We start from the raw sequence: 25,213 nt of genomic DNA, 5'->3' as shown, positions 1-25,213 counted from the left end.
CGGTGCACGCACCGGTGGGAAACCACTGGAACGCGAGCACCGCCGTCGTGGTTTAAGGCGCGGTGCATTCGGGCCCCGCGTGGCTTTGCTACGCGACGTAGAATCTACTGGCTAAGCTGGTGCCATGACTATCGTGTTCAGCATCCTGGTGTTCTTGCATATCGTCGGCGCAGCAATGATCGTGGGCTACTGGATCGCCACGATCAAAGAGCCGACCGTCCACCCACGCCAGCGTGACGGCGCCTTCCTGCAACTGCTGACCGGCGTCGCCATGATGGGCATGATAACGATTCCGGAACTGAACATGCATGCCAACTATTTCAAGCTTGGCATCAAGTTCGCAATCGGTGTCGCTGTTGCCGTGCTGGCCGTGATCGGCTCCCGTAAGGTCAAGAAGGGTGAACCGGTTTCCACTGGCGTGTCCCACGGAGTCGGCGGACTTGCGCTGCTCAACGTGGCCATCGCCACACTCTGGAACTGATCGCGAACTGAACCACGCACGACCGCGCCGCTCCCCTCATCCGGGAGCGGCGCCGTCGCTGTTTAACGGCCAAGCGGTGACCGCCCTGCGTCAGTCGCCAGGCGGCCGGGCGCACAGTCACAATCCACTGAGAGCGGACACCCTGTGCACGGCCGCCGCTCAATCCCTAGGATTGGAACCGGCGGGGCCGGGCAACGGCCGGTCCCGGTTCGAACCGACTTTGAGGAGTGGACATGGCAGCAATACGCACCGCGCACACAGTATGGAACGGCGACCTGATGACAGGGTCGGGTCAGACCACGCTGGACAGCTCCGGCCTGGGCACATTTGAGGTTACCTGGAAGGCACGCACCGAAGCGGCCGGGGGCAAGACCAGCCCGGAAGAACTCATCGCCGCAGCGCACGCGAGCTGCTTCTCGATGGCATTCAGCAACATGCTCGCCCAGGCCGGACATGCTCCGGAAGAAGTCAACACCAAAGCCGACGTGACGTTCGTTCCCGGCACCGGCATCACGGGGAGCCACCTGACGGTGTCCGCCAAGATCCCCGGCATCTCCGAAGAGGAGTTCCAGCGGATCGCCGGCGAGGCCAAGACCGGCTGCCCGGTATCCGGCGCGCTGGCGAGCATCGAGATCACCTTGGACGCTACCCTGCAGTCCTGATCCACCCTCGCGGCAGCCGCGGTCGCTAGTGACGCTGGCTGCTCCTGAAACGGAGAAGGCCCTGCCCCGCCCGGACTACCGGGAGGGGCAGGGCTTCTTTAGTCTATTGTCGCCGTACGGTGTTAGCCGCCATGCCGGCGGGCAGGAAGCGGCTCAGGCTTCAGTCGGCGGTAACCTTCGCGGACCGGGGGCTTGTCCGTGGGCAGCTCCTGAATCATTTCCTTAAGCGCACCGATCCCGTATTCCAGCTGGGGGTCCCTGCCGGCGGCATAAGCGTGCGGCGGGTAGAGCACTTCGATGTCGGGGTCCACGCCGTAGTTTTCCACGGACCAGCCCACACCGCCACCGAACCAGGTGGCGTACCGCGGCTGGGTCACGCCGGTGCCGTCGGCCAGGGAAAACCTGTTGTCGATCCCCACCACACCGCCCCACGTGCGCGTGCCGATCACCGGGCCGATCCCCCGCAGCTTGGAGACCTGGGTGATGATGTCGCCGTCGGAGCCGGCAAATTCATCGGCGAGGATGATCACCGGACCACGCGGCGCGTGGTGCGGGTAGGTCCGCGGACGTTCGCCGCGGGGCATGCTCCAGCCGGTGACCTTCCGGCCAATCAGCTCCGCCACCAGCTGGGACGTGTGGCCGCCACGGTTCCGGCGGACATCCACGATGAGTCCGTCCAGGGCAGTCTCGGTGTCGAGGTCGCGGTGCAGCTGCGCCCAGCCGTTGGCCATCATGTCCGGGATGTGCAGGTACCCGTAGCGGCCGCCGGAGGCCTCCCGGACGATCCCGCGGTTGGCGGCCACCCACTCCTGATAGCGCAGCCGTTCCTCGTCCTTGACCGGGATCACGGCGATCCGCCGCTGCTCCCCTGCCTCGGCGCCATGCCCCGTTCCGTTGCGCAGTGTCAGCTCCACCGCCCGTCCGGCAGCGCCCACCAGCTGCATCGCGGGGCTCACAGTGGCGGACAGCGGCACACCGTCGATGGCCAGGATGGCGTCCCCGGCCATCGCGGCAGCACCGGGCCGGGTCAGCGGCGAGGTGGCCAGCGGGTCCGAGGACTCCCCGGCAAGAATCCGGGTGATCTCCCAGCCGGCCGCTGTCAAGGCAAAGTCTGCGCCGAGCCGTCCCTGGCTACTGCTGCCGTTTTCCGTGACTGCTGCGGGCCGGACGTAGGCGTGCGAGGTGCCCAGTTCCCCGTGCAGCTCCCAGAGCAGGTCCACCAGGTCGTCGTGGGACCCCAGCCGGTCAACGATCGGACGGTACCGTTTGTGGATGGATTCCCAATCCTGTCCTGCCATGTCTTCGGCCCAGAAGAAGTCGCGCTGCAGGCGCCAGGCTTCGTCGAACGCCTGGCCCCAGACGCTGAGGGGATCCATCATCACGCGGATACGGCCCAGATCCACCTTGACCAGCTGGCCGGATTCCTCATCGGCCTTGGCGGCAGAGGGAACCACGCTGACCTGTTTGTCGTTGACGAGCACCACCTTTTTGCCGTCGCCGGAGAGCCGGTAGCTGTCCAGGGCTTCCACCAGCGTGGCGGACTTCCGGCGGGCCAGGTCGAACCGGACCAGGCTGGGGCGGGCATCCTTGTCGTCCTGGCTGGCTTTGCCGTCGCCGGTGACCCCGGCCAGGGCCCAGTCCAGCCACAGCAGTGCGCCCTCCGTTGACGTCAGTGCCGTGTAGTTGCCCTGGGGAACGGGAACGCCGATGACACGGTGCGCCAACCCGGCCGGATCCACACGGACCGCCGGACCTGCCGCGGCGTCTGCATCCGGGCCGTCCGAGCTGTCCGCGCTTGCGGCAGGGGCCAGGTCAACAGCAGGGCCAAACGGCGACGGCGTCGTGGCCGCCAGCGCCACCAGGTACGGCTTGATGGGGCTCGGGAAGGACAGGTCGAACGAGTGCCCGTCGTAGACCGGATCAAAGCTCCGGTTGGACAGGAAGGCCAGGAACTTTCCGTCCGGCGTGAAACTTGGGGACATGTCGCAGAAACGGCCGTCCGTGACCTCGACGATGCCGCCCGCCAGGTCCGTGGCGTTGGCCAGCCGGAGCCGGCTCCGGGAGCCGAACGAGGTGACGGGTTCAGACCAGGTCAGCCACTGCGAGTCTGGCGACCACGCGAGTTCCGCGATGGTCCCCTCGCCGATGCTGGTGACCAGGGACAGGGCCCCGGTGGCTGTGTCCGCCACATAAATGTCGCCGAAAGAGGTTCCCACGGCAATCCACCGGCCATCGGGGCTCGCTTCCAGGGCGCTGGCGCGTGACGGCTTGGGGAAGGCAATGCGGGCCGGGAGGCCGGACGGTCCGGCGTTGACGTCGGATTCCGCCGGGCTGTGGGCCGCATCGGCCCGGGATTCCCCGGCCGGGGATTCGTCGGCCGGGGAGTCATCCGGCACAGGGACCACGACGTCGGCAGCCACCGCTGCGGATGATGCCGCCGCCGGAACCGGCCGGGGCAGTGGCGCTTCCTGTTGGTTCCGATCGGCGGCGGGAGTCACGGCGACCGGGGTTGCCGTGACGGCAGGAACCTCAGTGTCGGGGACCGGCGCGGCAATCTCCCTGATGTAGATCGCTTCCACGCCGTCGTGATCTGCGACGTAAGCGAGGCGGCCGCCGTCGAGCGGTCTCGGGAGCCGTGCCCGGACACCCGGGGTGGCCTCGACGATCCGGGACGGGCCGTCCTTGTGGCGGAGCCAGTGAAGGGTGCCATGCGCCTCCACCACGCTGGCGGAGCCGCTGTCATCCGGCACCACCGTGCCTAGGTGTTTGGAGGTTTTCAGCAGACCCGGGCGGCGCGATTGCGACGCGGAGCCCAGCGAGATGTCGAGCCGTACCGCGGCAGAGGACAGATCGTGCAGGATCCAGAGCTCACCGGCAGATTCGAAGATGACCCGCTCACCGTCAGTGGACGCGTGCCGGACGTAGAAGTCCTCGTGGTCGGTGTGGCGTCGCAGATCGCCGCCGCCGGGCAGCACCGAGTACAGGTTTCCGTAACCCTCATGGTCCGACAGGAACGCAATGCGCCCGTCCACCCACAGCGGATCCGCGAGGTTTCCGTCGAGGCCGGGAACCAGGCGCTCGAACTCCCCGTTTCCGTCGGTGTCAATCCAGAGCTTGCCCGCGGTGCCGCCGCGGTACCGCTTCCACCAGGCCGGTTCACGGGAGAGCACGCTGGCCAGGACAACCGGCCGCTCGTCCCCCACTTCCGGGCCGAAGGCCACGGATTCGACCGGCCCGAAGGGGAGTTCCTCAGCCGACCCGCCGTCGACCGGGACGCTGTAAGCATAGGTATGCCGGCTTTCAGCCTGGCGGAACGCGCTGGTCACCACTACGTCGCCAGCTGCGGTGAAGCCTTTGACCCTGGTTGTGGCGTGGCCGAAATACGTCAGCTGCCGGTAGCCCCCGCCGTCCACCTCTGCCGAAACCACTTCCGGGGCGGTTCCCTGGATAACAGTCCAGACCAGGCGCTTGCCGTCAGGCGTAAACCGCGGATTGCGGGCAGGCAGCTGCAGCGACGACACCCGCCATGCACGGCCGCCGCTGAGCGGTGCGATCCACACGTCGTCCTCTGCCACAAACGTGACCAGCTCGCCGTGGACATGCGGAAACCGGAAGTAGCTCGAAGAAGTCATCGTTCGATCATAGTCAACTCCCGGAACCGTCCGGGGGAGGTACCGGGAGCGAGCGGACCGTGGTGTGATGGATCATGCGCATAGTCATCGCCGGGGCCTCAGGGCTGATCGGGACCCACTTGTCCGCCACGCTGCGAGAGGCCGGCCACGATGTGACCACGCTCGTCCGACGCGAGCCTGCGTCCGCGGCCGAAATCAGCTGGGACCCGGAGGCGCAACGGCTGGACCCCCAGGCCTTGGCGGGCGCGGACGCCGTGATCAACCTCTCGGGTGCCGGGATCGGGGACAGACCCTGGACCAGGCGCCGAATCGACGAGCTGTTGACGTCGCGGTTGGCTGCCACCAGAACCCTGACCGCCGCCATGGGCAAACTCGACGACCCTCCGCGGACGCTTATCAGCCAGTCGGGATCCAACTACTATGGCGACTCGGGTTCCGCCTCGCTGCGGGAGAGCGCGTCGCCGGGCTCGGGTATTCTGGCCCGCCTGTGCGTCGAGTGGGAGGCCGCCGCGCATCAGGCGCCGGCCGGTGTCCGCGTGGTCACCCCACGCACCGGAGTCGTCCTCAGCCCCGCAGGTGGCGCTCTGGGTCCGATGATGCCGTTGCTTCGCCTCGGACTGGGCGGTCCACTGGGACACGGCAGGCAGTACTGGCCGTGGATCACCCTTCCGGACGTCGCCGCAGCATTCATGTTCCTCGCTGGCGCCGGGTTGCACGGACCGGTCAATGTGTGCGCCCCGGAAAGCGCGGACGTGAACGCCTTGATCGGCGCGTTGGCATCCGCGCTCCACCGGCCGGCATTTTTCCGGGTACCTTCGCCGGCCCTGCGCCTGGTCATGTGGAAGTTGGCCGACGAACTCATCCTGGCCAGCCAGCGCATGGAACCGGCGGTACTTGAAGCCGCCGGCTTCCAGTGGCAGCACCCGTCGCTGGCCGAGGCCGCAGCCTGGGTGGCCGGCAAGCACTGAGCCTAGTCAATGGCCGGATCCAACGTGCTGAGGCAACCAGTCAGGAACCCGGCAGGACGTCCGTAATCCGCCAGCGGCCGTTAACGGAGATCAGCACCAGCCGGAGGTTCCGTGCCGCGACCGGCGCACCAGTTGCCACGGCTGTTCCGGACGCGTCCCTTTCCTCATAGGGCGCCGTAGCTGAAATGACGCCAACAACAACCCTGCCGGATGTGCTGCCGGGCTCGACCTGCAGGTTCGATACGGAATTGGTGAATCCTGCCAGGACGTGGCCGGACTCCAGGAGCTCAGCCTTGAGGCCAGCATCCGCGGCAGAGGCAGCCGATCCCGGGGCATTAACCAGATCCAGCAGCTCCAGCCGCCCGGAACTGAAGGCCAGGGACCTGACGGCAGCCAGTCCCTGGACTGCGTCGAGCGGATCCGCCGAGTCCAGCTGCGCCGCGGCGGCGGCCGGGACTCCTGGCTCGGCGATCAGGGTGTCCGCCTCGCCGGGATCCGCATTTTCCGCCTCCGCCTGTCCACGGGTCCTGTCAGCGGCAGCCACCGCCCCTGGTGCAACGGGTACAGCCCACGGTCCGCCCGGCCCAAAGGCGCCAGCGGCCCAGATCGCGCCTGCCAGCGTGGCACAGGCTCCCGACGCCAGCAACACGGTGCCCCGGTTGCGGCCGGCCGTCCCTGCACGCCCGGCGCGCCGGTTCGGGCCGGGGTCCACCGGCTTCCGGGACACCACAGTCCGACGTTTCGCCCCGAGGATTGTTTCGTGATCCCTGGGCCCGGCTTCCACGGCATGCCTGCCACGCGGAGCCGGCTTTTCACTGTTTACCGGTTGGAGCGGTGCTCTGGCCTCCGGTTCGCGGAGCCTTGGCCCGGGAACCGCTGGCATCTCCCTTTCGTCCGCGGCCGGGAACGGGAGGATCTGCCGCGCCCCCACCAGCCCGGACCAGCGCGACGTCGAGATCCGGCGCCGCCAGGCCTGGAGACTACGACGGAGCGCGCCGCCGGGACGTTCCGGGACGCGGCGCCGTGTCAGCAGTTGCGGAATGACCGTGGCGTGGACCGAGGACGCGAGGTCCACCGGCAGCGGCGGGGCGCTGCGGTAGACCGCCGTCGCCAGCTCAACAGCTGTGGGTCGCAGCCGCCTGTCCTCATTGAGTCCCGCCTCCAGGGCAGCGGCCAGCTCGGCTGGAACGTCAGGGAGCAGGAGCGAGAGGGGCGGGCGATCGGCAGTCCGGCGTGGCGGCTGGCCCGTGAGGCAGTACCACCCCAGTGCCGCCACCGAGTAGACGTCACGTTCCGGCTGCAGCCCGACCCTTACGGCGTCCACGGGTGCCGGATCCATAAACCCAGCGGTTCCGTGATCAGGCACCGCTGAAACATCACCAACCATCCGTGCAATTCCGACGTCGGCGAGCATTGGCTTGCCGTGCCCTGTAAACAGCACGTTCCCGGCCGATACGTCACCGTGGGTGAACCCCTGGCCGTGCAGGTAGCCAAGTGCCTGGGCAATCGGGGTGAGCACGGTGACCGTCTCTCCGATGGTGAGCTTGGCCCTGCTGCCGACCAGGTCTCCGAGGGAACCGCCGGGCGCGTAATCCAGCAGCAGCCCTATGGTCCCTCCTCCCGTCACTGCTGAACCCGCCGGACAGTGAAGACGGAGGGCGTCGTGTGCCTTGATGAGGTGCTGGTGGTCGAGGACAGAAAGAATACGGATTTCACGGCGGATGGCCGCATCGGCCTCGCCCCCGCGCTCCGTGCCTTCGCAGGGACCAGCCACCTCGGGGTGCCCTTCACCAAGGCATTTCAGGGCGAACTCGCGGCCGGACCTTTCTTCGGTTACCAGCCATACTGTTGAACTACCGCCGCGGCCCAACATGCGGCCCACAAGGAAACCTGGAACCACCGGGGCAGTGAAATCATCCATGACTCATGTCTAGCGGAATCCCGGAATGCCTGCAGAAGTTATCCACAGCCGACGGGCCTGCACTGGATCCGCCGGTGGCATGAGAGGTCCGACACTATAGCCGGATTGCTCGCGGATCGGGGTCTAAGCTGGACGGCATGACTCTTGAGTTTTCACAGGTGGGTCTCGCCCCGGATTTCGTTGACTACACACGCGGCTGGGATCTTCAGCGCGTGATCCACGGCAAGGTCGTAGCAGCCGAGGCGCCCAGCACTGTCCTGATCCTTGAACATGCCGCCGTCTATACGGCCGGGAAGCTCACAGAAGAGCACGAGCGTCCGTTGGACGGTACGCCTGTTGTGGCGGTGGACCGCGGCGGCAAGCTGACCTGGCACGGCCCCGGCCAGCTGATCGTGTATCCGATTCTCAGGCTGAAGAACCGGTCAGGCATCCGAGACTATGTTGAGCGGCTTGAAGCGGTCATGATCGCCGTTATGGCCGACTATGGCATCCACGCTGAGCGCATCAAGGGACGGGCCGGCGTGTGGATCACCGCTGACAGCAAAGGCCCGGACCGGAAGATTGCAGCGATCGGCATCCGCGTCCTGGACGGGGTCACAATGCACGGCGTTGCCATTAACTGCAACAATGATCTGGCGCCTTATGCCCAGATCATCGCCTGTGGCATCACCGACGCCAGCGTCACCACAATGTCCATCGAAACCGGCAGGAACATCGCCCCCGGCGATATCGCGGACCGGTTCGTGGAAGAATTTCGCAAGCACGAAGAAGCACTCGTTTCAATCCCTGAGGGAGCACACCTGTGACACTGGCACCAGAAGGCCGGAAGCTGCTGCGCGTTGAGCAGCGTAACTCTGCAGTACCTGTGGAGCGGAAGCCGGAGTGGATCAAGGCGAAGGTCCAGATGGGTCCGGAGTATGTCCAGCTCAAGAACCTGGTTAAGAAGGAAGGCCTGCACACGGTGTGTGAGGAGGCTGGCTGCCCGAACATTTTTGAGTGCTGGGAAGACAAGGAAGCGACGTTCCTGATCGGTGGCTCCGAATGCACCCGGCGCTGTGATTTCTGCCAGATCGATACGGGTAAGCCGTCCCCGGTTGACGTGTTTGAGCCCACGAAGGTGGCCCGCTCGGTTCTGGCCATGCAGCTGCGCTACGCCACCGTCACCGGGGTGGCCCGGGATGACCTGGCCGATGAGGGTGTGTGGCTCTATGCCGAGACGGTGAGGAAGATCCACGAGCTGAACCCGGGCACCGGCGTCGAACTGTTGATCCCTGACTTTTCCGGCAAGCCCGAGCACATCGAGGCGATCTGCGCTTCGAAGCCGGAGGTCTTCGCGCACAACGTCGAAACCGTGCCCCGGATCTTCAAGCGGATCCGGCCCGCGTTCCGGTATGACCGGTCCCTGGATGTCATCACCCAGGGCCGGAACCTGGGCATGGTGACCAAGTCCAACCTGATCCTGGGCATGGGTGAGACCCGCGAGGAGATCTCCGAGGCGCTGCGGGACCTGCACGAGGCCGGCTGTGACCTGATCACCATCACCCAGTACCTTCGCCCATCCGAGCGGCACCTGCCGGTGGACCGCTGGGTCAAGCCGCAGGAGTTCGTGGACCTCCAGGACGAGGCCAAGGAGATCGGCTTCCTCGGCGTCATGTCCGGACCCCTGGTCCGTTCCTCCTACCGGGCCGGCCGGCTCTGGGCCACCGCGATGCGCAAGAAGGGCTGGGAAATCCCCGCCCAGCTCGCCCACATCGAGTCCTCCGGCAGCACCCGCCAGGAAGCCAGCTCACTGCTGGCAGCCCGTTCCTAAGGCGTAGTTTGGTATCCCTGGGGGCCGGCACCGGACATTCTCCGGTGTCCGGTCCTCAGGCATAAATCACGTAGAATTGAAGAACTATGGCGAACACCCCTGATTCCAGTAACAGCACTCCGGCGGCCTCTGGCGCCCCGAAACGTGGCCTCTTCTCGCGCAAGCCAAAAGAAGCAAAGGTCAAGAAGCCCAGCCGGCTCAAGCAGATCGGCGAAGTCTTTAACATGACCCGCCGCCATGATCCCATGGTCCCGTGGCTGATGCTGCTGGTGTTCCTGGGTGTTGTGGCTGTCAGCTTCCTGGTGGGTTATTGGCTGGAAAACTGGATCACTGGCCTTCTCATCGGCATTCCGCTGGGCCTCCTCGGCGCCACCCTGATCCTCTCGCGTCGTGCCGAACGCGCCGCCTTCGCCCAGATCGAGAACCAGCCGGGAGCTTCGGGCGCTGCACTGGGCACGCTGAAGCGCGGCTGGATCACCGAGGACCAGCCGGTCGCCGTAAACCCACGCACGCAGGACGCCGTGTTCCGCGCCGTCGGCCGTCCCGGCGTCGTCCTCGTCAGCGAAGGCCCCACCATCCGCGTCAAGCCGATGCTCGACGCCGAGCGTAAGCGCCTCGCGCGCATCCTCCCAAACGTCACGGTCCACATGATCGAAAGCGGCCGCGACGAGGGCCAGGTCCCTATCAGCCAGGTAGCCAAGAAGATGGGCAAGCTCAAGAACGAGCTGACCAAGCTTGAGGTGAATGCGGTATCCAAACGCATTTCCTCGCTGGGCAACCGACTCCCGATTCCCAAGGGAATCGACCCTTACAAAGCTCGTCCCAACCGCGGACGCTAAGACACTTGAACTGCCCTGGTTCCGGCCACGCCGGAACCAGGGCAGTTTTTGTCTGACCGACGCCGGCCACCCAGGCCGGTACATTGATTGGAAGCAGCTACATGGCGATCCCCGCAAGAACCCTCGTTGTCCGGACCTTCCGCGTCCTGGCGGTTGCCGAAGGCGTCAGCTGGGCTGCACTCCTGGCGGGCATGTACTTCAAGTGGATCGCCAAGACCACCGAACTGGGCGTGGAGATCGCCGGCCCTATCCATGGTGCGCTGTTTGTGGGCTACGGCATCGCTGCCCTCGCCTTGTGGCGGCTCCAGCGGTGGCCCTTCGTGGTGGCCCTGTTCGCGGGCCTGTCGGCGGTGTTCCCGTTCGCCACGGTCGCGTTCGAACGCTGGGCCGGAAAGCGCGGCTACCTGACGCCACGCACGGGCGTTCCTGCCGGGACGAAGGAAACGGCGGGGGTCTGACCCGGCACGGCACTGTATTGGCGCGCCGCGAGGTGCCGGCATACCGCCTTCGCCAGGTGCATGGACCCTGCTAGCGTCTGACGAGGACCGTATTCATCGCCTTGTCGTGCAGTCCCCGCTGGTCCGGATCGAAAATTACGGCAGGAATCACCAGGCACAGCAACACTGACCTCACCACGGCGGCCATCGGACCAGCGGGTCCGCCGCCCAGGCGCAGCACATGGATCCCGGCCACGCGGTGGCCGATGCTGTAACCAAGGGTGCCCACGAGCAGCATCTGTTCCGCGGCAAATACCGCCAACGTGGCCCAGGAGTCACCGCCAAAGGCAAAATTGCTGATCAGCAGGGCAATCCCCCAGTCAAGGACGATAGCGAGGATTCGCCTGCCTGCCCTGGCCATGGAGCCGGAACCGGATTCAGGCATTCCCAAGCGCTCCCCCGGGTACCTTGAGATGCCGGACGTGTCCGGTCCGCTGAGCCAGGAACCAATGTCATTGCGATCTACCACCATCCAAGCTTACCGACTCACCGCCGACCACAGAGTGGAAACCGTTGGACCACACTGTGGACACCGGATAGCGTTAGCTGTTCAGGACAATTCTGTAACCTGATCAGGGCATTCTGTAACCTGCCCGAAACAATGTGGACACTGACGGGAAATGACGTGTCCATAGGCTGATAGCAGTTTCAAGCAATACCTCCCAAGCAGGGAAACAAGGTTTCCCTGCCCTTCGGATTGCGCTGGATCAGTTGGCTTGCCAGCCAGATATTACATATGCGTAAGGAGCATAGATGTTCAAGACTGCGGACGAAGTCCTCAAGTTCATCAAGGACGAAGATATTAAATTCGTCGATATCCGCTTCACCGACCTCCCGGGTGTGCAGCAGCACTTCAACGTGCCGGCAAAGAGCGTCGACGCGGACTTCTTCATCAACGGCCAGCTCTTCGACGGTTCCTCCATCCGCGGGTTCCAGGGTATCGCCGAATCCGACATGCAGCTGATCCCGGACGTTACCACCGCATTCCTGGACACCTTCCGCATGGAGAAGACCCTTGCGCTGAACTTCTCCATCGTGAACCCCCGCACCGGAGACCCGTACCACCGCGACCCCCGCGGCGTGGCCGAGAAGGCTGAGGCCTACCTCGCCTCCACAGGCATCGCCGACACCGCGTTCTTTGCTCCGGAAGCCGAATTCTTCGTCTTCGACAACGTCCAGTACCAGTCCTCCCCCGAGGGCAGCTTCTACAAGATCGACTCCGAAGAAGCACACTGGAACACCGGCCGCGAAGAAGAAGGGGGAAACCTCGGCTACAAGACCCCCATCAAGGGCGGCTACTTCCCCGTTTCCCCCACCGACAAGCAGGCCGACCTCCGCGACGCCATGTGCATCGCCCTGGATGAGGCAGGCCTCGAGGTCGAGCGCAGCCACCATGAGGTAGGCTCCGCCGGCCAGGCTGAAATCAACTACAAGTTCACCACCCTGACCCACGCCGCAGACGACCTGCAGAAGTTCAAGTACGTCATCAAGAACACGGCCGATTCCTGGGGCAAGTCCGTGACCTTCATGCCGAAGCCGGTCTTTGGCGACAACGGTTCGGGCATGCACTGCCACCAGTCGCTGTGGACCAACGGCGAGCCGCTGTTTTACGACGAAAAGGGCTACGCCGGCCTGTCCGACATGGCCCGCTGGTACATTGGCGGCCTGCTGAAGCACTCCTCGGCCGTCCTCGCCTTCACCAACCCGACGGTGAACTCCTACCGCCGCCTGGTCAAGGGCTTCGAAGCTCCGGTCAACATGGTCTACTCGCAGGGCAACCGCTCCGCCGGAATCCGTATCCCCATCACGGGCTCCAACCCCAAGGCCAAGCGCATCGAGTTCCGCGCTCCGGACCCCTCGTCCAACCCGTACCTGGCCTTCGCTGCCCAGCTGATGGCCGGCATTGACGGCATCCGGAACCGCATCGAACCGCCGGCTCCGATCGACAAGGACCTCTACGAGCTGCCTGCCGAGGAAGCCAAGGACATCCCGAAGGCTCCGGGTTCGCTGGAAGAGGCGCTGGAGGCCCTGCGCGAGGACAACGAGTTCTTGCAGGCCGGTGGCGTGTTCACCCAGGACCTGATCGACACCTGGATCGAGTACAAGTACGAGTACGAGATCCGCCCGCTGTCCCTGCGCCCGAACCCGTACGAGTTCGAGCTCTACTACGGCGTCTAGCAAGATTCGCGGCTGAACCCGGTTCAGTCCGCCAAAAAGTCCGCCCGGGCTGCCAGCAAAAGTGCTGCAGCCCGGGCGGACTTTTTTGTCCCTTAAGGTGGGGGCTGCCTCCAGACGTGCTGAGACCAGGAGCCAGCCCCCTGACATGTGCTCCCCGAGACGAAGACTTTTCAAGCCTTCCCCCCAACAAGGTTTGAAGAACACCGCCAATCCACATGATCGGTCAATGTTGAACCGGAGGCAATGCAAACCGCCGAACATTACTTTGTGAAGCTCCGGTACATGGTCCGTTGCGGTCCGGAACTGCCGCCCAGGTACTGCCCCTGGTCCACAAAGCCGGCGGTCCGGTATGCGGCCAGCCCGGCCGGGTTGGTTTCGTTGACGGAAAGCACGACGCCGGCCTCGTGGGTTCCGCATCTGGCGGTCAGTTTCGCGGCGGCGTCCACTGCGGACGTGGCCGCCAGCGGTCCGAGGCCTTGCCCCTGGTGGCGCCTGTCGATCAGTAAACCGCGTAGCAGCCACGCGGAATCCTCGTCCGGCCAGCCGGCCAGGCGCGCGGCACCGGCCTGGAGGGTCAGCACGCCGACGGCGTAGCCCGCAGCCTCCACGACATAAGGGAACCGCGAATCCTCCTCCAGTCCGGCCAGGACCATGCGGAGCGGGTCACCAACGAAGCTGCTTTGTCCAGGGCCCAGTTCAAGGTTGGCTACCTCACCCAGCTGGATGGCAAGGGCGTCACCGTCGAGGTCATCCAGGGCGATCAGCCAGACAGAATCGACCCGGGTTTTCAGGTCGGCTGTCCGTCTGATCCGGCGGGAGCCCCGTCGTCGGCCGGTGGACCGGCAGCGTCCATCCATAGGACCTCCCACAGGTGCCCGTCCAGGTCCTGGAAACTGTGGTTGTACATAAAGCCGTAGTCCTGGACCTCCTGCGACCGGGCGCCGCCAGCGGCCAACGCCTTGCGTACGGTTGCGTCGACGTCTTCCTTAGTGTCCACCGAAAAGGCCATGATGGCTTCGGTGGGACTGGTGGCGTCGGCCACGTCCCTGGAGGTGAAGGTCTTGAAGAATCCCTCTACCAGGAGCATGACAAAGGCGTTGTCGTTGATGATCATGCAGGTCGCGTTTTCGTCGGTGTAGTCCGGGTTGAACGAGAAGCCCAGGGCGGTGAAGAAATCGACGGACCGCTTCAGGTCCTTAACGGGCAGGTTCACGTAAAGTTGCGTTGCCATGGCCCCCAACCTAGCACCGCGCCTCTGCGGCTGTCTGCAGCCCTCCGGGGAGGACCCAAACAGCCGCTAATGTCCGTAGAAGGCTTTCTCGAACACGCCCCGCGCACGCCGGCTCAGCCGGAGGTAGTCCTCTTCCAAGGCGGCCGCGTGGCCTGGTTCGTAGCCACACCAGCGGGCCACCGCCTCCAGGTCCCCCCGCGCAGATGGCAGCAGGTCCGAAGCCCTGCCGCTCCAAATGACGTTGGCGGACCGGATCCTGCTGGCGAGCCGCCACGCCTCGGCCAGCAGCTTCGCGTCGGCAGCCGTGAGCAGGTTCAGCGAAGCCGCGGCGTCAAGGGCCTCCACCGTGGACGTTGTCCGCAGTTCCGGATGCTTGGCAGCGTGCTGGAGCTGGAGCAGCTGTACCAGCCACTCGACGTCGCTCAGTCCCCCGCGGCCAAGCTTCAGGTGGCGTGCGGGGTCCGCGCCGCGCGGCAATCGCTCCGATTCCACCCGCGCCTTGACCCTGCGCACCTCCCGGACATCCTGCTCCGAAATCGATGCCGGGTACCTGATCGGGTCGATGAGTGAAAGAAAGTCTTCGGCCAGGGCGTCGTCGCCCGCCATGGGCCGGGCCCGCAGCAGCGCCTGCGCTTCCCAGATCAACGACCAGCGGCGGTAATATTCGGCAAACGAATCGAGGGAGCGGACCATGGCGCCGTTCTTGCCTTCGGGCCGAAGATCGGCGTCCATCTGCAGCACACGCTCGGCCATAATGGCCGGTTTGAGTGGCTGCGTGAGCAGGCTGGAGACCTTGGCCACAATCCGGGCCGCCTGATCCTGCGCCTCCTCGTCGGTATAGCCCGGCAGCGCGCGGTGCACGTACATTACGTCGGCATCGGAGCCGTAGCCGATCTCGCGGCCGCCCTGCCGGCCCATGGCCACCACCAGCATCGCGGTCTTCAGCGGTCCCTCAGCGGTGACGATTCCTTCGGCCACACGCAGGGCGCCCAGCACCGCTGCCCGGTCGGTGTCCGCCAGCGCCGCGCCCACCTGGTCCTGCTTGAGCAGCCCGGCAGAATCGGCGATCGCGATCCGGAGGATCTCCCGGCGCCTGATCAGCCGGATCAGCCTCATGGCGTTTTCCGGGTCCGCGTGCCGCGACATTTTGGCCGTGATTTCCTGCCATTGGGCTTCGAAGTTCAATGGCACAAGGTCCTTGTTGGTGCCCAGCCATGCCACCGATTCCGGCGACACTTCCAACAGGTCAGCGATCAGCCGTGAGTTGGAGAGCACATTGCATAACCGTTCGGCCGCGGCGGTGGAATCGCGGAGCATGCCCAGGTACCAGTGGGTGGTGCCAAGGGCCTCACTGACGCGCCGGAACGCGAGCAGCCCGGCGTCGGGATCAACGCCTTCGGCGAGCCAGTCCAGCAGGATGGGCAGCAGCTGGCGTTGCAATGCCGCGCGCCGGCTGACACCGGCGGTCAACGCCTCAATGTGCCGCATCGCTCCCCTCGGATCGCGATAGCCCAGTGCGGCAAGGCGGCCCTGGGCGGCCTCCGGCGTCAGCCTGGCGTCTTCGGTGCTGAGTTTGGCTGCCGTGTTAAGCAGCGGCCGGTAGAAAATACGCTCGTGCAGTTCACGGACAGAGCGTTTGGTCTTCTGCCAGGTGGCCAGCAGCGAAGCCGGTGGTGGCCTGTCATTGGAGAAAGGGCTAAGGACTGCCTTTGCAAGGGCTCGCTGTGCCGCCTCACTGACGGGCATCAGGTGCGTCCGCCGGAGCTGGAACAGCTGGATGCGGTGCTCCAGGAGCCGCAGGTATCGGTAGGCGTGGTCGAAAGCGGCGGCGTCGGTCCTGCCGATGTAGCCCCCGGCGGACAGGGCCGCAATGGCTGCGGTGGTATCCCTGCGGCGGAGGGTTTCGTCGGATTTTCCGTGCACCAGCTGAAGCAGCTGCACGGTGAACTCGACGTCCCGGAGGCCGCCCCGGCCAAGCTTGATCTGCCGCTGTTCCTCCGCCGCCGGGATATGTTCGGTGACCCTGCGGCGCATCGCCTGCACAGACTCCACGAACCCTTCACGGCCCGCGGAGCTCCAGATCAGTGGGGCTACGGCCTTTTCGTAGCGCTCCCCCAGGTCCCTGTCGCCGGCGATGGTCCGGGCCTTCAGGAGTGCCTGGAATTCCCAGCTTTCCGCCCAGCGCGCGTAGTAGCTTTCGTGCGACGCGAGGGTTCGGACCAGGGGGCCGGACTTGCCCTCCGGCCGCAGGTTGGCGTCCACTTCCCAGAGGCCGGGCTCACGTGCCACCGACGAGATGGCCCGGGAAATGCCGGCGGCCAAGGCTGTGCCGATGGTGTTGGCACGGGCGTCGTCGAGGTCGCCGGCGTCGATCACGTAAATGACGTCGACGTCGGAAATATAGTTCAGTTCCCGCGCTCCGCATTTGCCCATCCCGATGACAGCCAAGCCGACGGCGGCCACTTCCCTGGCGCTGAACTGCTCAGCAGCCTCGGCACGGGAAACTGCCAGCGCAGCTTCGATCGCGGCCCCCGCCAGATCAGCGAGCTCAGCCCCGACGGCGGGCATAAAGTCCAGCGGGTCAGCGGCGCACATGTCCTTGACCGCCAGGTCCACCACCCCGCGGCGGTACGCCGACCGCAGCGCCGCATAAGCCTCGGTTCCGGTCATTCCTGCCACGGGCCGGGCTGAAGCGGGTTCCGCGCGGACAGATTTCAGGAGGACAGAGCGGAGCTGCTCCGGATCTGCCTGCAGTGGCTCGGGACTGGTGGTGACTTCGAAGGCATCGAGGTGTTCCGGGTGCCGGATAAGGAATTCCCCCAGCGCTTCGGAGGCCCCGAGCACCCTGTAGAGCGGCTCGCTGATCTCCGGATCGGCCGCCGCCAGCTCCCGGAGACCCGGGTGCTTTTCAATCAGCCGCACCAGTGACTGCAGGGCGGTGTCGGGGTTGGCGGCCAGCTGCAGGCCGGCGAAAATCCTGTCCGGGTCCAGGCCAACCAGCTCCGGGGCAGCAAGGAAGCGCTCACCCTTCTCCAGGTCACTGAAGCCGGCTGAGATGAGGCGGCGTGCGAGGCTCACCGCCGCCTAAAGAATGCCGAGGTTGCGCTGCAGTTCGTAGGGCGTCACCTGGAGCCGGTAGTCCTGCCATTCGGCACGCTTGTTGCGCAGGAAGTGCTCGAAGACCTGCTCACCAAGGATCTGCGGCATCAGCTCGGAATCCTCCATGGACCTGATGGCATCGTGAAGGCTGGCGGGCAGGGGATCGTGGCCCATGGCACGACGCTCGGCGGAGCTGAGTGACCAGACGTCGTCCTCTGCTGCGGCGGGCAGCTCGTAGCCTTCTTCGATCCCCTTCAGTCCGGCCCCCAGCAGGACGGCATAGGCAAGGTAGGGGTTCGCCGCTGAATCAATGCCGCGGTATTCGATCCGGGCCGACTGGCCCTTGCCGGGCTTGTACAGCGGGACCCGGACCAGGGCAGAACGGTTGTTGTGCCCCCAGCTGAGGTAGCTCGGTGCTTCGCCGCCACCCCAGAGCCGCTTGTAGGAGTTCACGAACTGGTTGGTCACAGCGGTGAACTCGGGGGCGTGCTTCAGGATGCCTGCGATGAATTGGCGGGCGGTTTTGGAGAGCTGGAATTCGGCGCCCGCCTCATAAAAAGCGTTAGTGTCGCCCTCGAACAGCGAGAAGTGCGTGTGCATCCCGGAGCCGGGGTGGTCGGTGAAGGGCTTGGGCATAAACGTGGCGTAGGTGCCCTGCTGGAGGGCCACTTCCTTGATCACCGTGCGGAACGTCATGATGTTGTCCGCGGTCTGCAGGGCGTCCGCGTAGCGCAGGTCGATCTCGTTCTGGCCGGGACCGGCTTCATGGTGGCTGAACTCCACCGAAATACCCACGGATTCCAGCATGGTCACGGCCGTGCGGCGGAAGTCCTGCGCCACGCCGCCGGGAACGTGGTCGAAGTAGCCGCCCTCGTCAACGGGTATGGGCGCGCCGTCGGGCCCGGGCTGCTGGGATTTGAGGAGGTAGAACTCGATCTCCGGGTGGGTGTAGCACGTAAACCCCATGTCCGCGGCCTTGGCCAGCGTGCGCTTGAGGACATTGCGGGGATCCGCGGCCGACGGTTCGCCGTCCGGAGTCAGGATGTCGCAGAACATCCTCGACGTCTGTTCCGTCTCGCCACGCCACGGCAGGATCTGGAATGTGGACGGATCCGGTTGCGCCAGCATGTCCGATTCGAACACGCGCGCCAGTCCTTCGATGGCTGAACCGTCGAAACCGAGTCCCTCCTCAAAGGCCCCTTCAACCTCGGCCGGGGCAAGTGCCACCGATTTGAGTGAACCCACGACGTCGGTGAACCACAAACGTACGAACCGTACGTCGCGCTCCTCGATTGTGCGCAGGACAAACTCTTGCTGGCGGTCCATGATGGCCTCTTCTCCGGTCAATCGTTCATGCCCCGGGCCCGCGGAAGCGGCGACCGGCAGCAGTTCACCATTACTTTACTAAGCAATCGGCTCCAATGCGGGCGACCGCACCGCGCGTAACACAGCGTTAACACGGCAACCATGGCCGGCCGAGCCCGCCGGTGGCAAATATGCCCTCGACGGGCACTTGAATATGACACGGATCACGGTCCGTTGGCCCGTCTGCGGTGGCTAGGACTGCCCGTGCCGCATTACGCTCTTGCCATGGACTCCACCAATAGCTCTGAGTCAAGCGCGTCCGCTGAAGTACACGCACCCTACGGAACCGGACCTGCACCGGTGCAGGCACCGTCGTCGGAAATTAACGCGAAGCCCGCGCCCAGGGTGCGCATTCACCACCTGCAGCAGGCCAAGCGGGACGGTAAGCGCTTCGCCATGCTGACCGCCTATGAGCAGTACAGCGCGGAGATCTTCGACCAGGCCGGCATCGAGGTCCTCCTGGTGGGCGATTCGGCATCCAACAACGTTTTCGGCAACGAGACCAGCCTGCCCGTCACGGTGGATGAACTCCTCCCTCTCTGCCGCGCCGTGGCGCGGTCCGCTAAGCGCGCCCTGGTGGTGGCAGACCTGCCGTTCGGCAGTTACGAAGTTTCGGCGCAGCAGGGTGTCGAAACAGGCGTCCGGTTCCTCAAGGAAGGGCTGGCCCACGCCGTCAAGATCGAGGGCGGAAAATACTACGCGGAAACCGTCCACGCTATGGTCCAGGCCGGCGTCCCGGTCATGGCCCATATCGGCTTCACCCCCCAGAGTGAACACGCGCTGGGCGGTTACCGGGTCCAGGGCCGCGGGGAGGATGCGCAGCGCCTGATTGACGACGCGGTGGCGCTGGTTGAGGCGGGGGCGTTCGCCGTCCTGATGGAAATGGTTCCGGCGGACACGGCAGCCGCCGTTGACGCGGCGGTCAGCGTGCCGACGGTCGGGATCGGCGCCGGCAATGCCACCACCGGGCAGGTGCTGGTGTGGCAGGACATGGCCGGGTTCCGCGGCGGCAGGATGGCGAAGTTCGTCAAACAGTACGCCGACCTGCGCACGGCGCTCAGTGACGCGGCGAAGGCGTACGGCGACGAGGTCCGAACAGGTGCGTTCCCCGGCCCGGAACACTCTTTCTAGGCCTCGGCGGGACGCGGGGCCGTTCTGGGCGCTGGCACGTCACGGGCCGGCAGATGAGTGCGGTTCAGTCGTCATCGCCCTTTTCCCACGACTCATTCCGGGCCCGGACCTTTTCGAGGGCGTGTTCGGCCTCTTCCCGCGTTTTGTAGGGGCCGATCAGCTGGCTCCAGTCCGAGAGTGCGTCTTCTTCCACCTCGTGGGTGTTCACGTTGTACCAGTACTCAGTCATCGGTGCTCCTCGTTCCGGCTGGCGGAGGCCCGGCCGTGATCCACGTAACTTAAACGTCGATGCGGACAGCTTGGGGCTTCCAGTTACTTGGCCTAATGCGGTGCCTTATATGATCAATCTATGCCTTCCCTAGCCTCGACTGCACCCACCGGCACCCTTACCCGGGGAACCGTAAGCCCGCAGCTCCCCGTTCCAGCGTCCATCACGCGCCCGGAATACGTGGGCAAGCCCGGCCCGGCCAAGTTCACCGGCTCCGAAATCAAGTCCGCCGAGACCGTAGAGAAAATCCGGATCGCCAGCCGGATCGCCGCACAGGCCATTGTTGAGGTGGGCAACCACATCAGGCCCGGTGTAACCACCGACCAGCTGGACAAGGTGGGTCACGAATTCCTGCTGGACCACAAGGCCTACCCGTCCACACTGGGCTACCGCGGGTTCCCGAAATCCCTGTGCTCGTCGCTGAATGAAGTGATCTGCCACGGCATCCCGGACAGCACCGTGGTCCAGGACGGCGACATCCTTAATATCGACATCACGGCATTTATTAACGGAGTACACGGCGACACGAACCACACCTTCCTGGTGGGCGCCGTGGACGACGAATCGCGCCTGCTGGTGGAGCGCACCCGGGAATCCCTCAACCGCGCCGTCAAAGCAGTGGCCCCCGGCCGGGAGATCAACGTGATCGGCCGCGCCATCCAGTCCTACGCCAAGCGGTTCGGCTACGGCGTGGTGCGGGACTTCACCGGCCATGGCGTCGGCGAAGCGTTCCATACGGGCCTGATCATCCCGCACTATGATGCGGCGCCGGCCTACAACACCGTGATCGAGACCGGCATGGTGTTCACCATCGAACCCATGCTGACACTCGGCACCATCGAATGGGACATGTGGGAAGACGACTGGACAGTTGTCACCCGGGACCACAAGCGGACCGCCCAGTTTGAGCACACCCTGCTGGTAACAGAGTCCGGCGCCGAAATCCTCACGCTCCCCTGAAATTTCCCGGTCAGCCGTCCGGCCGACCAGCCCGCCCAGCCACGAACGGAACAACATTGGCCAAGAAGGACGAGAAGTCGCACAAGAACGCCCCGCTGATCGGCATTGACATCGGCGGCACGGGAATCAAGGGCGGCATCGTCGACCTGAAAAAAGGCAAGCTCCTGGGTGAGCGGTTCCGCGTGCCTACGCCCCAGCCCGCCACCCCTGACGCCGTAGCGGACGTTGTGGCGCAGGTGGTTGCCGAGCTTTCAAGCCGCCCGGAGGCTCCGGCCGCCGACTCGCCCGTGGGGGTCACCTTCCCCGGCATCATCCAGCATGGCGTGGTCCATTCGGCGGCTAACGTTGACAAGAGCTGGCTCAACACCGACATTGACGCGTTGCTCACCGCACGGCTTGGCCGCCCGGTGGAGGTCATCAACGACGCCGACGCCGCCGGGCTGGCGGAAGCCCGTTATGGCGCGGGCAAGGGTGTGGACGGAACCGTCCTGGTCATCACCCTGGGCACCGGAATCGGCTCGGCCTTCATCTTCGACGGACGGCTCGTCCCCAACGCGGAACTGGGGCACCTGGAGATCGACGGCTTTGACGCCGAAAGCAAGGCCTCAGCGGTGGCCCGTGAACGGGACGGACTGACCTGGGAGGAATACAGCGTGCTGCTGCAGCGCTACTTCTCCCACGTGGAATTCCTCTTCTCACCTGAACTGTTCATCGTGGGCGGCGGCATCTCCAAGCGCGCCGACGAATACCTGCCGCACATGAAACTGCGGACCCCGATTGTGCCGGCCGAACTCAAGAATGAGGCCGGGATCGTCGGCGCGGCCGTCGAAATTGCCGTGAAGCACAAGCTCACAAAATAACCGGTGGCTGACCGGCGCCCGAGGGGCAGCCGGTGCCGGTGGTGGCGGCGGCTTCCCCTCCGCGGCCACCACCGGAGTTTACAGGGGGCTCTTTTCGGAGCTCTTGGCGGCCGCCGCCGTGCGTTGCGTGCCTTCTTCCACTGATTCATGGCGGAGCAGTGCAATGGCGGTCTCGAAATCCTCCAGGGATTCGAACGCCTGGTACACGCTCGCAAAGCGAAGGTAGGCCACCTGGTCAAGCTTCTGCAGCGGACCAAGGATGATCAGGCCAACTTCATGGGCGTCGATCTCGGCCGCGCCAGAAGCACGGATCTGCTCCTCCACCTCCTGGGCCAGGAGCGCCAGGTCATCTTCGCTGACCGGCCTGCCCTGGCATGCCTTACGCACGCCGTTGATAACCTTGCTGCGGCTGAAGGGTTCACCCACTCCGGAGCGCTTGATCACCGAAAGGCTGGTGGTTTCCACGGTGGTAAACCTGCGACCGCATTCCGGGCACTGCCGGCGGCGGCGGATGGCCGAGCCGTCATCGGCCATGCGGCTGTCCACGACGCGGGAGTCCGGATTACGGCAAAATGGACAATACATGGTGTCCCCTCCCTCGATGTCTTCCGGCGCCGATGTTTCCGGCCCCGGCAGACCTCTCCGTCTCTCAGTTTACGACTACATGTTGCGGAATAACAATCCTGTAATTACCACATGTAGTGGTGCCTGCAGCCTGCGCCGCAGACCGTCTGTATCAGCGGGCATGACGGAAGCGTGCCGTGACAGCTTCACCGTGCGCCGGCAGGTCTTCGGCGCCGGACAGGCTCACAATGTGGCCGCTGACTTCCTGCAGCGCGGCGCGGCTGTAGTTGATGACCTGGATGGCGCGCAGGAAGGTGGTCACGTTCAGACCGGAGGAAAATGCCGCCGTCCCGCTGGTGGGCAGGACGTGGTTGGAGCCGGCGCAGTAGTCGCCCAGGCTGACAGGACTGTAGTCCCCCACAAAGATCGCCCCGGCGTTCCGGATCCGGGCAGCTACCGCCGGCGCATCCGCGGTCATGATTTCAAGGTGTTCAGCAGCGTAGGCGTCGCATGCGGCGATGCCTTGTTCCAGGTCCTCCACCAGGACCACTCCCGACTGCGGGCCGGACAGCGCCTCACATACGCGCGCGGAGTGCTTGGTGCCGGCCGCCTGCCGGTCCAGTTCGATGCGGACTGCCGCGGCAAGGTCCTCCGAGTCCGTGATGAGCACGGAAGCCGCCTGGGGGTCATGCTCCGCCTGGCTGATCAGGTCTGCTGCCACAAGGTCAGGTTGCGCCGTTGAATCAGCCAGGATGGCGATTTCGGTGGTTCCCGCCTCGGAATCGATCCCCACCACACCCTTGACCAGACGCTTCGCCGTCGCCACAAAAATGTTTCCCGGACCCGTAACTACATCAACGGGTTCCAAAGCGGGCCCGGCGTCATTTGCCTCCACGCCGTAGGCGAAGGCAGCGATTGCCTGTGCACCGCCGATCGCGTAGACCTCGTCGATGCCGAGCAGGGCCGCTGCCGCGAGGATGGTGGGGTGCGGGAGGCCGCCGAAATCTTTCTGCGGCGGCGATGCCAGAGCGATGGACTGCACTCCCGCAGCCAGGGCCGGAACAACATTCATGATGACCGACGACGGATAGACGGCGAGGCCACCAGGCACGTATAAACCCACCCGAGAAACCGGAACCCAATTCTGGCTCACCAGCGCGCCGTCGCCGAGTTCAACGTCGAGATCACGCGGCCGCTGCCCGTCCGCGAAGCGCCGGGCGCGGCTGATCGATTCTTCCAGCGCGCCGCGGACCGCCGGATCCAGCTCCGCGAGCGCCCGGGCCAGGGATGCTGACGGGACCCGCGGGTGGATCTGCTGGACTCCGTCGAAACGGAGTGCCAGGTCGCTGAGGGCGGTGAAGCCGTCCGTCCGGACGGCCTTGATGATGTCCAGTACCTTTTGTTCCGCATCCGCCACGGTGTGCTGCCGCGCCCGGGGAACGGCGGCGCGCAAACCGGCGAGGGTCAGACCCCTGCCGCGAAGGTCGACTGTCCGGAAGCTGACAGCGGCGGCAGCGGGTGTGGCTGGAAATTCAGGAGAAATGGTCACCGGTCCATTTTACGCGCCGGGCGCACTGCCTTCGGCTACCGGCGTGCCGCGATCCCGGGCCCGCTCTTGAGCAGGTTCACCAGGCTTAGGACAAACACGGACGCGGCGGTCGCGGCCGGCCACAAAATAAGCACGGGCAGAGACCGGAGCGAGAACGCGACGCTGGCATTGACCGACGTGTCTGCGGGTCCGCCCCATAGCTGGCCCGCAAGGACGCCGGTCAGCCACGCGATCAGGGCCCCGCCCAGTCCGCCGGCCAGGCCCAGGAGAAAGGCCGCCTGCGCATCGCGGCCGCCCTTATCGGCCAGGAACACGGCAACCAGGCACCCTGCGAACACACAAAGTCCAGCAAGGGTGAGGTCCCTGGGCAGCCATACGTCCGGATTGGTCCCGGCTGCCAGGGCGGGGTCGCGCGTGATCAGGTTCAAGCCACCTGGGGCAAGCAGCCACCACAACAGGCCGACAGGAACACCACCGGCAGCAGCAGCGGCAAAGCATTTCCACGGCAGCCGGGAGGACCGGCGGCTGATGTGTTCTCTCATGAAACAAACCTTAACAAATCTCGGCGTGTCCGGTCAGATGACGTGGGCAGTCTTGACAGATGACGTGCCGGGCCCAGGGATTGCTCCCTGTCCGGCGGGGACTAATACCCTTAAGGAAGAGTCCATTTCAGCCTGCTTTCCAGGGAGCAAATTTTACGATGACAGACAAAACGCCGTTCGAGGGCACTTTCAAGGAAATGTTCCGGCGGCATGCGGCGGGGGTCGCCATCATCACCGTGAACTACCAGGGCGAGCCCTACGGCTTCACCGCCACGTCCGTGGCGTCACTTTCCGCACAGCCGCCGCGGTTCACGTTCAATATGGCCCGCAGTTCAAGTTCCTGGCCGGCCGTGGCCAACGCCACCCACCTCGGTGTCCACATGCTGGGCCTGGAAAACCAGGCGCTTGCAGACCGTTTCGCGCGCACCAAGGACAGGTTCGGCGGGGACCACTGGAAACTTGGCCCGCACGAGGTCCCGATCCTCAAAGACGTCGCCGGCTGGCTGATCGGTAAGATCCAGATGCGGCTCTCCTTCGAGAACAATGCCGTGGTGGTTGTCGAGGTTGTGGACGGCGAATTGGGCGACGACGGCTCGCCGCTCCTGTACCACGCCGGCGGCTATGGCCAGCCGGTCCCCCTGGACTACCAGATCTGA

The 25,213-nt window shown here is 65.2% G+C and carries 23 protein-coding genes; 12 read left to right on the top strand and 11 right to left on the bottom strand.

Translation table 11 applies throughout. The features are described 5' to 3' along the window. Positions 1-124 precede the first annotated feature (124 nt). Together FYJ92_RS07350 and FYJ92_RS07345 are read left to right on the top strand one after the other, a co-directional pair. Positions 125-481, top strand: coding sequence for a hypothetical protein (locus tag FYJ92_RS07350; RefSeq protein ID WP_185263256.1), 357 nt, complete (start codon positions 125-127; stop codon positions 479-481). A gap of 233 nt (positions 482-714) precedes the next feature. Then, complete coding sequence (locus tag FYJ92_RS07345) at positions 715-1,143, top strand: OsmC family protein (RefSeq protein WP_185263255.1); 429 nt, start codon at positions 715-717, stop codon at positions 1,141-1,143. Between the two features lie 122 nt (positions 1,144-1,265). Here the strand turns inward: FYJ92_RS07345 and FYJ92_RS07340 are convergent, their stop codons facing one another. Continuing rightward, complete coding sequence (locus FYJ92_RS07340; protein ID WP_185263254.1) at positions 1,266-4,775, bottom strand: S41 family peptidase; 3,510 nt, start codon at positions 4,773-4,775, stop codon at positions 1,266-1,268. Between the two features lie 74 nt (positions 4,776-4,849). Here FYJ92_RS07340 and FYJ92_RS07335 point away from each other — a divergent pair, with 74 nt between their 5' ends. Continuing rightward, entirely contained in the window at positions 4,850-5,743 is an 894-nt protein-coding gene (locus FYJ92_RS07335) for a TIGR01777 family oxidoreductase (protein ID WP_185263253.1), read from the top strand. Positions 5,744-5,783: 40 nt separating this feature from the next. On the opposite strand, the gene FYJ92_RS07330 is transcribed toward FYJ92_RS07335, so the two are convergent. Beyond that, positions 5,784-7,664, bottom strand: coding sequence for a protein kinase (locus tag FYJ92_RS07330; RefSeq protein ID WP_185263252.1), 1,881 nt, complete (start codon positions 7,662-7,664; stop codon positions 5,784-5,786). A 137-nt stretch (positions 7,665-7,801) separates the two neighbouring features. Between FYJ92_RS07330 and lipB the strand changes: the two genes are divergently transcribed. From lipB to FYJ92_RS07310, 4 genes are all read left to right on the top strand, one after another. Beyond that, positions 7,802-8,470, top strand: coding sequence for a lipoyl(octanoyl) transferase LipB (lipB, locus tag FYJ92_RS07325; protein WP_185263251.1), 669 nt, complete (start codon positions 7,802-7,804; stop codon positions 8,468-8,470). Continuing rightward, complete coding sequence (lipA, locus tag FYJ92_RS07320; protein WP_185263250.1) at positions 8,467-9,474, top strand: lipoyl synthase; 1,008 nt, start codon at positions 8,467-8,469, stop codon at positions 9,472-9,474. The genes lipB and lipA overlap by 4 nt, the downstream gene beginning before the upstream one ends. Positions 9,475-9,560: 86 nt before the next feature. Next, positions 9,561-10,313: a DUF4191 domain-containing protein gene (locus tag FYJ92_RS07315; RefSeq protein WP_185263249.1), complete on the top strand. Its 753-nt coding sequence runs from the start codon at positions 9,561-9,563 to the stop codon at positions 10,311-10,313. 101 nt (positions 10,314-10,414) lie between these two features. Next, positions 10,415-10,771 (top strand): DUF3817 domain-containing protein, encoded by a 357-nt coding sequence (locus FYJ92_RS07310; RefSeq protein ID WP_185263248.1) that lies wholly within the window; start codon positions 10,415-10,417, stop codon positions 10,769-10,771. 70 nt (positions 10,772-10,841) lie between these two features. Here the strand turns inward: FYJ92_RS07310 and FYJ92_RS07305 are convergent, their stop codons facing one another. Next, positions 10,842-11,279 carry an RDD family protein gene (locus tag FYJ92_RS07305; RefSeq protein WP_185263247.1) on the bottom strand — a complete coding sequence of 146 codons (438 nt, stop codon included), beginning with the start codon at positions 11,277-11,279 and terminating at the stop codon, positions 10,842-10,844. 284 nt (positions 11,280-11,563) lie between these two features. Between FYJ92_RS07305 and glnA (FYJ92_RS07300) the strand changes: the two genes are divergently transcribed. Next, entirely contained in the window at positions 11,564-12,988 is a 1,425-nt protein-coding gene (gene glnA / locus FYJ92_RS07300; RefSeq protein ID WP_185263246.1) for a type I glutamate--ammonia ligase, read from the top strand. Between the two features lie 260 nt (positions 12,989-13,248). Here glnA (FYJ92_RS07300) and FYJ92_RS07295 read toward each other — a convergent pair whose 3' ends face one another. The 4 genes from FYJ92_RS07295 to glnA (FYJ92_RS07280) form a co-directional block, all read right to left on the bottom strand. After that, a complete protein-coding gene (locus tag FYJ92_RS07295) occupies positions 13,249-13,845 on the bottom strand; it encodes a GNAT family N-acetyltransferase (RefSeq protein ID WP_185263245.1) in 597 nt (198 codons plus the stop codon). Beyond that, the gene (locus tag FYJ92_RS07290; RefSeq protein ID WP_185263244.1) at positions 13,776-14,219 is read right to left on the bottom strand and encodes a VOC family protein; all 444 of its coding nucleotides are present in this window, start codon (positions 14,217-14,219) and stop codon (positions 13,776-13,778) included. Before FYJ92_RS07290 ends, FYJ92_RS07295 begins: the two co-directional genes overlap by 70 nt. 66 nt (positions 14,220-14,285) lie before the next feature. Continuing rightward, positions 14,286-17,297: a bifunctional [glutamine synthetase] adenylyltransferase/[glutamine synthetase]-adenylyl-L-tyrosine phosphorylase gene (locus FYJ92_RS07285; RefSeq protein WP_185263243.1), complete on the bottom strand. Its 3,012-nt coding sequence runs from the start codon at positions 17,295-17,297 to the stop codon at positions 14,286-14,288. 6 nt (positions 17,298-17,303) lie between these two features. Beyond that, the gene (gene glnA, locus FYJ92_RS07280; RefSeq protein ID WP_185263242.1) at positions 17,304-18,644 is read right to left on the bottom strand and encodes a type I glutamate--ammonia ligase; all 1,341 of its coding nucleotides are present in this window, start codon (positions 18,642-18,644) and stop codon (positions 17,304-17,306) included. 264 nt (positions 18,645-18,908) lie between these two features. On the opposite strand from glnA (FYJ92_RS07280), the gene panB reads away from it, so the two are divergent. Beyond that, positions 18,909-19,814, top strand: coding sequence for a 3-methyl-2-oxobutanoate hydroxymethyltransferase (gene panB, locus FYJ92_RS07275; RefSeq protein WP_185263241.1), 906 nt, complete (start codon positions 18,909-18,911; stop codon positions 19,812-19,814). A gap of 64 nt (positions 19,815-19,878) precedes the next feature. Here the strand turns inward: panB and FYJ92_RS07270 are convergent, their stop codons facing one another. Continuing rightward, positions 19,879-20,043 (bottom strand): SPOR domain-containing protein, encoded by a 165-nt coding sequence (locus FYJ92_RS07270; protein ID WP_185263240.1) that lies wholly within the window; start codon positions 20,041-20,043, stop codon positions 19,879-19,881. Between the two features lie 120 nt (positions 20,044-20,163). On the opposite strand from FYJ92_RS07270, the gene map reads away from it, so the two are divergent. Further along, positions 20,164-21,042 carry a type I methionyl aminopeptidase gene (gene map, locus FYJ92_RS07265; protein WP_185263239.1) on the top strand — a complete coding sequence of 293 codons (879 nt, stop codon included), beginning with the start codon at positions 20,164-20,166 and terminating at the stop codon, positions 21,040-21,042. Positions 21,043-21,098: 56 nt separating this feature from the next. Beyond that, entirely contained in the window at positions 21,099-21,902 is an 804-nt protein-coding gene (ppgK, locus tag FYJ92_RS07260) for a polyphosphate--glucose phosphotransferase (RefSeq protein WP_185263238.1), read from the top strand. A 78-nt stretch (positions 21,903-21,980) separates the two neighbouring features. Here ppgK and nrdR read toward each other — a convergent pair whose 3' ends face one another. From nrdR to FYJ92_RS07245, 3 genes are all read right to left on the bottom strand, one after another. Continuing rightward, the gene (gene nrdR, locus FYJ92_RS07255) at positions 21,981-22,487 is read right to left on the bottom strand and encodes a transcriptional regulator NrdR (RefSeq protein ID WP_185263237.1); all 507 of its coding nucleotides are present in this window, start codon (positions 22,485-22,487) and stop codon (positions 21,981-21,983) included. Between the two features lie 151 nt (positions 22,488-22,638). Continuing rightward, positions 22,639-24,015, bottom strand: a complete 1,377-nt coding sequence (hisD, locus tag FYJ92_RS07250) for a histidinol dehydrogenase (protein ID WP_185263236.1) — start codon at positions 24,013-24,015, stop codon at positions 22,639-22,641. 35 nt (positions 24,016-24,050) lie between these two features. Beyond that, positions 24,051-24,557 (bottom strand): hypothetical protein, encoded by a 507-nt coding sequence (locus FYJ92_RS07245; RefSeq protein WP_185263235.1) that lies wholly within the window; start codon positions 24,555-24,557, stop codon positions 24,051-24,053. Positions 24,558-24,715: 158 nt separating this feature from the next. On the opposite strand from FYJ92_RS07245, the gene FYJ92_RS07240 reads away from it, so the two are divergent. Next, complete coding sequence (locus FYJ92_RS07240; RefSeq protein WP_185263234.1) at positions 24,716-25,213, top strand: flavin reductase family protein; 498 nt, start codon at positions 24,716-24,718, stop codon at positions 25,211-25,213.

It is taken from the genome of Pseudarthrobacter sp. NBSH8 (genome assembly GCF_014217545.1).
GTDB lineage: Bacteria > Actinomycetota > Actinomycetes > Actinomycetales > Micrococcaceae > Arthrobacter.
Note: the sequence above shows the minus strand (reverse complement) of the source record. Positions and strands in the feature narration are given on the sequence as shown.